The 7,888-nt window shown below is 38.2% G+C and carries 8 protein-coding genes and 1 pseudogene; 5 read left to right on the top strand and 4 right to left on the bottom strand.

The window, feature by feature from the left end:
* From ACFIMA_RS03600 to rpsL, 4 genes and pseudogenes are all read right to left on the bottom strand, one after another.
* Nucleotides 1-76: pseudogene (locus ACFIMA_RS03600) on the bottom strand (elongation factor Tu); the annotation flags it as partial.
* 62 nt (nt 77-138) lie between these two features.
* The gene (gene fusA, locus ACFIMA_RS03595) at nt 139-2,223 is read right to left on the bottom strand and encodes an elongation factor G (protein WP_375653954.1); all 2,085 of its coding nucleotides are present in this window, start codon (nt 2,221-2,223) and stop codon (nt 139-141) included.
* A 23-nt stretch (nt 2,224-2,246) separates the two neighbouring features.
* Entirely contained in the window at nt 2,247-2,717 is a 471-nt protein-coding gene (gene rpsG, locus ACFIMA_RS03590; protein WP_273791452.1) for a 30S ribosomal protein S7, read from the bottom strand.
* Nucleotides 2,718-2,735: 18 nt separating this feature from the next.
* The gene (gene rpsL, locus ACFIMA_RS03585; RefSeq protein WP_005773262.1) at nt 2,736-3,107 is read right to left on the bottom strand and encodes a 30S ribosomal protein S12; all 372 of its coding nucleotides are present in this window, start codon (nt 3,105-3,107) and stop codon (nt 2,736-2,738) included.
* 492 nt (nt 3,108-3,599) lie between these two features.
* Here rpsL and xth point away from each other — a divergent pair, with 492 nt between their 5' ends.
* From xth to ACFIMA_RS03560, 5 genes are all read left to right on the top strand, one after another.
* On the top strand, nt 3,600-4,382 hold the full coding sequence (gene xth / locus ACFIMA_RS03580) for an exodeoxyribonuclease III (protein ID WP_375668574.1): 783 nt from the start codon (nt 3,600-3,602) through the stop codon (nt 4,380-4,382).
* A gap of 124 nt (nt 4,383-4,506) precedes the next feature.
* Nucleotides 4,507-5,412, top strand: a complete 906-nt coding sequence (locus tag ACFIMA_RS03575) for a transporter substrate-binding domain-containing protein (protein ID WP_375612441.1) — start codon at nt 4,507-4,509, stop codon at nt 5,410-5,412.
* 141 nt (nt 5,413-5,553) lie between these two features.
* A complete protein-coding gene (locus tag ACFIMA_RS03570; RefSeq protein WP_375612442.1) occupies nt 5,554-6,306 on the top strand; it encodes an amino acid ABC transporter permease in 753 nt (250 codons plus the stop codon).
* A 2-nt stretch (nt 6,307-6,308) separates the two neighbouring features.
* Nucleotides 6,309-7,025, top strand: a complete 717-nt coding sequence (locus ACFIMA_RS03565; RefSeq protein WP_375612443.1) for an amino acid ABC transporter permease — start codon at nt 6,309-6,311, stop codon at nt 7,023-7,025.
* Nucleotides 7,026-7,036: 11 nt separating this feature from the next.
* Nucleotides 7,037-7,783: an amino acid ABC transporter ATP-binding protein gene (locus ACFIMA_RS03560; protein ID WP_273791447.1), complete on the top strand. Its 747-nt coding sequence runs from the start codon at nt 7,037-7,039 to the stop codon at nt 7,781-7,783.
* Nucleotides 7,784-7,888: the final 105 nt, after the last annotated feature.

Below are 7,888 nucleotides of genomic sequence, written 5' to 3'. Positions count from 1 at the left end.
TCTTCCCATGATCAACGTGACCAATCGTACCAATATTAACATGCGGTTTTGTTCGTTCAAACTTGCTCTTCGCCATTTGAGCTCTCCATTTTCCGTCCAAACCAAGGACTAAGTTAAAAATTAATTACCAACCTGAAATTACGCGTATTTCTTTTGAATCTCCAAAGCAACAGCTGAAGGCACAGGCTCGTAATGATCAAACTGCATTGTATACTGCGCACGCCCCTGACTCATAGAGCGAAGAGTATTCACATAACCAAACATATTTGCCAAAGGAACCATTGCATTCACAACCGTTGCAATGCCGCGCGCTTCAGTTCCTGAAATCTGCCCCCGACGAGAATTGAGATCACCAATAACATCACCAACATAATCATCTGGAGTAACAACTTCCACCTTCATGATCGGTTCAAGAAGCTGTGCACCAGCCTTCTTTGCCCCATCACGAAAAGCCGCACGAGCAGCAATCTCAAAAGCCAAAACCGAAGAATCAACATCGTGATAGCCACCATCAATGAGAGTCGCTTTTACACCAAGCATAGGAAAGCCCGCAAGAGGACCTGACCCCATAACACTCTCAATCCCTTTTTGGACACCGGGAATATATTCTTTAGGAACAGCACCACCAACAATCTTTGACTCAAAAATAAAGTCATCACCATCATGAGGCTCAAAAACAATTTTCACACGAGCAAATTGACCTGCACCACCCGATTGTTTCTTATGCGTATAATCAATTTCCGCCATTTTAGTAATTGACTCACGATAAGCAACTTGAGGCTGCCCAACATTTGCTTCAACCTTAAACTCACGCCGCATACGATCAACAATAATATCAAGATGAAGCTCACCCATTCCAGCTATAATAGTCTGACCAGATTCCTCATCCGATTTAACACGAAATGAAGGATCTTCGGCTGCTAGACGGTTAAGAGCAATACCCATTTTTTCTTGATCTGCTTTTGTCTTCGGTTCAATTGCAATCTCAATAACAGGCTCTGGAAATTCCATCCTCTCCAAAACAACAGGTTTCAAAGGATCACAAAGAGTATCCCCTGTTGTCGTCTCCTTAAGTCCTGCAAGAGCAACAATATCACCAGCAAATGCTTCTTCAATATCCTCACGAGAATTTGAATGCATTTGAAGCATACGCCCCAAACGCTCTTTTTTCTTTTTCACAGTATTCTCAAGAGAAATACCTTTCTGAACTTTACCTGAGTAAATACGACAGAACGTCAATGAACCAACAAAAGGATCATTCATAATTTTAAAAGCAAGCATAGATAACGGAGCATCATCAGAAGATTCGCGTGTCGTCTCAGCCTCAGTCTTTACATCAATACCCTTAATCGCCGGAATATCAATTGGAGAAGGAAGATAGGAAACAACAGCATCCAAAAGTGGCTGCACCCCCTTGTTTTTAAAAGCCGTACCACAAAGAACCGGATGAAACTGAACTTCTACTGTCCCCCTACGAATGAGAGAAACAAGCTGCTCGTTGGTTGGCATAACACCTTCCAAATAAGCCTCTGTCGCAGCTTCATCAACCTCCACAGCCATCTCAATCAATTTCTCGCGATATTCTTCAGCTTTCTCCTTTAAATCAGAGGGAATTTCACTTATCACTGCCGAGGCACCAATAGAACCATCCCACTTTAAAGCCTTCATTTCTACAAGATCAACAACACCTTCAAAGTCATTTTCAGCACCAATCGGCAACTGCAAAACAAGCGCTTTAGCACCCAACCGAGAACCAACCATCTCCACACTACGATAAAAATCAGCTCCTATTTTGTCCATTTTATTAACAAAAACCATACGAGGCACGCGATATTTCTCAGCTTGCCGCCAAACAGTTTCCGTCTGAGGCTCCACACCAGCATTTGCATCCAACAAGGCTATTGCGCCATCAAGAACACGCAAAGAGCGCTCAACTTCAATCGTAAAATCAACGTGCCCTGGCGTATCAATAATATTAAAGCGACGCTTCCGACCGTCCTGCCCTTCCCAAAACGTCGTTGTCGCAGCAGACGTAATCGTAATACCGCGCTCCTGCTCCTGCTCCATCCAATCCATCGTAGAAGCACCATCATGGGTCTCGCCAATTTTATGATTCTTACCGGTATAGAACAGAATACGTTCAGTCATCGTAGTCTTACCAGCATCAATATGCGCCATAATACCAAAATTACGATAATCTTCAATTTTATATTCGCGAGCCATTATATTTGCCTTGTTTAAAACTTCTACCAGCGATAGTGAGAAAAAGCACGATTAGCTTCAGCCATACGATGAACATCTTCACGCTTTTTCACGGCAGAACCACGATTATTAGCCGCATCCATCAATTCACCAGATAAACGCTCAACCATCGTCGTTTCATTTCGACCACGCGCCGCCGCAATCAACCAACGAATAGCAAGAGCCTGACGACGATCAGGACGAACATCAATCGGAACTTGATAAGTAGCACCACCAACACGGCGTGAACGAACCTCAATATGAGGAGCAACATTCTCTAAGGCCCGATGAAATAGAGCCACAGGATCTGTTTTTACTCTTTTTTCTACAGAATCGAGTGCACCATAAACAATACGCTCTGCAACTGATTTTTTACCATCAAACATAATGGCATTCATAAATTTCATAATAACCAAATCACCAAATTTTGGATCTGGATTAATCTCACGCTTTTCTGCTCTATGACGACGGGACATTGGCTTTGTCTCTCAATATTATTTTGGACGCTTTGCGCCATACTTTGAACGACGCTGTTTACGATTCTTGACACCCTGGGTATCAAGCAAACCACGAATAATGTGATAACGAACTCCTGGCAAATCTTTTACACGACCACCACGAATCATCACAACAGAGTGCTCTTGAAGATTATGTCCCTCTCCAGGAATATAACCAATCACCTCAAATCCATTCGTCAAGCGAATTTTAGCAACTTTACGAAGAGCAGAATTAGGTTTCTTCGGCGTTGTTGTATAAACACGCGTACAAACACCACGCTTCTGCGGATTCGACTGCAGAGCAGGAACCTTATTACGTTTAACTGGCGCCACACGCGGCTTACGAATCAACTGGTTTACGGTAGGCATGCAACCTTCCTCTTTTTGATCTATATTCTTCTCACCCAATCGGGCTTTTCTATTTTCATTTCCATCCACCCCAACAGAATCGGAACAGATATTTAAGTCTACACACAAAATCGGGCACACCTGCAAAAAAACAGTTTACCCGACCATAAGCAGAGAAGGCAGTAGCCTTTTGCACTAGGATTTACTTTTAATCTTCTTAACACCTGTGAATAATCTTCCGGTTCATATCCAAAGCACCTGATTACACCCACATCGGCTATATCCATCTCTAATAGCGAGAACACGTACATTCGTCAAGAACTAAACAGCAGAAAGTTTTTAAAAATGAAAATAAATTAAATTTTAAAGCTTTAAATTTGCTTTTACCGCTACTCTTGATAAATCAATTTACCATAAGTAATATCCCTATAAATAAAAAAGTAGCGATATGACTGTAGTAAAACATAAATGCAGTAAATTGAATTGCATATTTGATATCTAATGATGAGCACCATGAAAATAGCAACGTGGAATATTGCTGGAATAAAAGCGCGACATGAAACATTATGTCAATGGCTGCAGCAAAGCCAACCGGACATAGTCTGTTTACAGGAAATTAAAAGTATTGATGAAAATTTTCCACGCGATACAATTGAAAATTTAGGTTACCATATAGAAACACACGGACAAAAAAGTTTTAATGGCGTTGCGATTCTCTCTAAAAAAACACCAGATGAAGTGATCCGTCGATTACCAGGCAATGATAATGATAAACAAACACGTTACATTGAAGCTGTTTATTCAACAAACAAAGGTGTTGTTCGTGTTGCATCTCTCTATTTGCCAAATGGGAATCCTATTGAGAGTGAAAAATATTCCTATAAGATAGAATGGATGGAAAGATTATATACACATGCAAAATCATTGCTTGCGTATGAAGAACCTCTTATTCTAGCAGGTGATTATAATGTCATCCCCACTCCATTAGATGCAAAAAAACCTCAAGAATGGTATCAAGATGCCTTATTTCTTGGAGAAACAAGAAAAGCATTCCAACGTATTCTTCATTTAGGTTTTTATGATGCTATCCGGAATGTCACCGATACTCCCTCCTTCAGTTTTTGGGATTTTCAGGCAGGTGCTTGGCCTAAGAATAATGGGATTCGCATTGATCATTTATTATTATCACCAGAAGCTGTTGATCAATTAATTTGCGCTCATAGCCAAACAGAAGTAAGGGGATATCAAAAACCATCCGACCACGTTCCTGTTTGGATTCACCTTAATATCAATTAAGAAAGTAAAATCCTCATTTCATGAGACAACAAAAAAATTCCACTCAAAAATAATAACTATGCTACAGCATATAAACAGTATATCTTAAGCAAATAAAATAAAAATAAATGAATGGAGGACATAAATGAAGAAATCATTATTAATGCTTATTGCAGCAACGGCCATTGGATTCTCAAGTTTCGCGCATGCTGAACATGATACTCTTGAAAAAATAAAACGAACAGGGGAAATTACTTTAGGTGTCCGTGAATCATCTGGTTTAGCCTACGCCCTTGGTAATAATAAATATGTAGGTTTTCATACAGAAATGGCAGAACGGATCATTGATGATATCTCAAAAAAAATTGGTAAACCAATTAAAGTTCATTATCTTCCCATCACTTCTCAAAATAGAATTCCTCTCTTAAAAAATAAAACCTATGATTTTGAGTGCGGCTCAACAACACATGATATTGCCCGCAGTAAAGAAGCAGCATTTGCTTATACGACATACATTGAAGAGGTTCGGATTGCTGTAAAGAAAAACTCTAACATTAAATCTCTTGAGGATTTAAATGGAAAAACAGTTGCAACGACCACCGGTACAACATCTGTTCAACTTATTCGTAAAAATAAACGTGCAAAAAACATTCAGTTTAAAGTTTTAAAGGGGAAAGATCACGGAGATAGTTTTTTATTATTAGAATCTGGTAAGGCAGATGCTTTTGTCATGGACGCTTCAATTCTTGCTGGACATATTGCTAAATCAAAGAATCCATCTGATTATGTCATTCTTGATACTGTACTTTCAGTCGAACCTATTGCCTGTATGCTCAGATTAAATGACAAAAAATTTGAACAAACAATCAACGATAGTATCGTACGTCAGATTAAAGATGAATCACTGGAAAAGCTTTATAATAAGTGGTTTATGAAACCGATCCCACCTGCTAACACTGTTATGAACCTTCCCTTATCAAAACAAACAAGATATGCTTGGGATCACCCAAATAATAAGCCTCGAGAAAGCTACGCAGAAAAAGATTTATAGAGTTTAATAAAGAAGAACCACACTCTTTTGAAATTGAGTGTGGTTTATATTTTAATTCACTTTTTAATAAATCTGGACTATGTAGATGCGCGTGGTTTATTGTCCTATTTGTGAATGACTAATTTGAGGGAATATCAATTAATGGACTTTTCTTTCCTTTGTAGAGATGACCTTACTCAAACATTGGTAACAGGATGCTTGGGAACTCCCGGCGTAAGTCATACCTATTTAGATACACTTCTCGATGGCTTAAAAAATACAATTATATTGTCTATCACTTCACTTATATTAGCTGTATTGTGTGGTGTTATTATAGGAACAATGCGCACTTTACCCAAAACATCCATAATCAATTATATATTTCGCACTATCGGTACTATTTGGGTAGAGATTATGCGTAATATTCCCCTCCTTGTACAAGTGTTTTTGTGGTATTTTGTTGTTCCGAAGATTTATCCACCAGCGATGAAATTTTCCCCCATTCTCTTAATAACATGCGCATTGGGATTCTTTACATCTGCACGCATTGCTGAACAGGTTCGTTCAGGCATTGAAGCGATTCCTTCTGGACAACGCTATGCTGCTATGGCAATGGGATTTACAACTTATCAAAGTTATCGCTATATTATACTACCACGTGCTATACGTGCAATTATGCCACCTCTTACTTCAGAAGCAATGGGGATTGTGAAAAATTCATCTATAGCATTCGCCGTTTCAATAAATGAGCTCATGCAATTTCAATACCAAACAATTGAAGAAGTAAGCCATGTTTACGAAAATTATTTGCTTGTTACGATCCTTTATATTCTAATAGCCTTATTCGTATTCATTGTGATGACAGTCATTGAACAAATACTCAAAATTCCTAATTTTCAAACAAAGGGAAATTGAATATGGTGAATTTCATAAGCTCTCAGTTTGGACTTTATTTTCCTTTCAATTTTTCCGACTTTGATTTTTCCTTTTTTACCTTTGATGTATTTCGTTCTTACATTTTATCAGGTTTACTCTTTAGCGTTTTTCTAACTCTTTTTGCAACGGTATTGGGGTTTGTTTTCGGCACACTTTTAGCAATGATGCGCCTTTCTTCCATAAAACTTCTTTCTTGGTTTGCAATCAGTTACATAACAGCTATGCGTTCAATACCACTTGTGATGGTTATCTTATGGTTTTTCGTGCTTCTGCCTTTTTTAACTGGTATATCCATTGGTGCAAATAAATCAGCACTCATTACCTTTACCGCATTTGAAACGGCTTATTTTGCTGAGATTATGCGTGCTGGAATCAATTCAGTTCCGCAAGGACAAAAATATGCAGGACAAGCTCTTGGAATGACATATTGGCAAAGTATGTACATTGTCATTCTTCCTCAAGCCTTTAGAGATATGCTTCCAGTCTTTTTAACACAAGTTATTATCCTTTTTCAGGATACAACCCTTGTTTATGCCATCAGTGGTCATAGCCTTTTGAATGGTTTTGATATTGCTGCTAATAATTTTGGTGTAAAGCAAGAAGCTTATATCTTAGCAGCTATTTTCTATTTTGTTATCTGTTTTACACTGTCACAAATAGTTTTGTATTTACAAAAAAAAGTATCCATTATTCGCTAACAGGAAAAAAAATGTCTACTCATATGATCGAAATAAAAAATGTTTCTAATTGGTATGGCGAAATTAAAGTCCTTAAAAACTGTACAACCAACATTAATAAAGGAGAAGTCGTTGTCGTTTGTGGTCCATCAGGCTCAGGAAAGTCAACACTCATTAAAACTATTAACGCTCTCGTCCCTTTTCAAAAAGGTGAAATTTGGATTAATGGAATACCAGTTCATTCAAAAAAAACGAATCTGCCTAAATTGCGAAGTCAGGTAGGAATGGTGTTTCAACACTTCGAGCTTTTCCCCCATTTATCTGTCACAGAAAATTTGACAATTGCACAAATCAAAGTCCTAAAACGAAGCAAAAAAGAAGCACTTGAACGTGGATTGTTATATCTTGAACGCGTTGGACTCATTGAACACAAAGATAAATATCCTGGTCAACTTTCTGGAGGGCAACAACAACGTGTTGCTATTGCACGTGCCTTAACTATGGATCCACTTGTCATGCTTTTTGATGAACCAACATCTGCTCTAGATCCTGAAATGGTAGGTGAAGTACTCGATGTCATGATTAGCTTAGCAGAAGAAGGTATGACGATGATTTGTGTAACCCATGAAATGGGATTTGCACAAAAAGTATCGGAGCGTGTTATTTTCATAGATCAAGGAACAATTCTTGAAGACTGCTCATCTAAAGAGTTCTTTTCTGATCCGCAAGCAAGAAAACCGAGAACGCAAGAATTTTTGTCTAAAATCCTAAGTCATTAGCCGTTAGATTATCAAAAAAAGCTATCTTTACTATGAACTTGTATACAAGAAAACAGAGTTTAATATAAGATGAGAGAATGTAAAAATATTACAATCAGATGTTAA

Source organism: Bartonella sp. AP88HLJMH (assembly GCF_042195605.1).
In the GTDB taxonomy this organism is placed as follows: Bacteria; Pseudomonadota; Alphaproteobacteria; order Rhizobiales; family Rhizobiaceae; genus Bartonella.
Note: the sequence above shows the minus strand (reverse complement) of the source record. Positions and strands in the feature narration are given on the sequence as shown.

Bases quoted from the DNA above. Each gene is read 5' to 3' on its own strand.
- fusA (WP_375653954.1), bottom strand. From the start codon at position 2,223: ATGGCTCGCGAATATAAAATTGAAGATTATCGTAATTTTGGTATTATG.
- rpsG (WP_273791452.1), bottom strand. From the start codon at position 2,717: ATGTCCCGTCGTCATAGAGCAGAAAAGCGTGAGATTAATCCAGATCCA.
- rpsL (WP_005773262.1), bottom strand. From the start codon at position 3,107: ATGCCTACCGTAAACCAGTTGATTCGTAAGCCGCGTGTGGCGCCAGTT.
- xth (WP_375668574.1), top strand. From the start codon at position 3,600: ATGAAAATAGCAACGTGGAATATTGCTGGAATAAAAGCGCGACATGAA.
- ACFIMA_RS03575 (WP_375612441.1), top strand. From the start codon at position 4,507: ATGAAGAAATCATTATTAATGCTTATTGCAGCAACGGCCATTGGATTC.
- ACFIMA_RS03570 (WP_375612442.1), top strand. From the start codon at position 5,554: ATGGACTTTTCTTTCCTTTGTAGAGATGACCTTACTCAAACATTGGTA.
- ACFIMA_RS03565 (WP_375612443.1), top strand. From the start codon at position 6,309: ATGGTGAATTTCATAAGCTCTCAGTTTGGACTTTATTTTCCTTTCAAT.
- ACFIMA_RS03560 (WP_273791447.1), top strand. From the start codon at position 7,037: ATGTCTACTCATATGATCGAAATAAAAAATGTTTCTAATTGGTATGGC.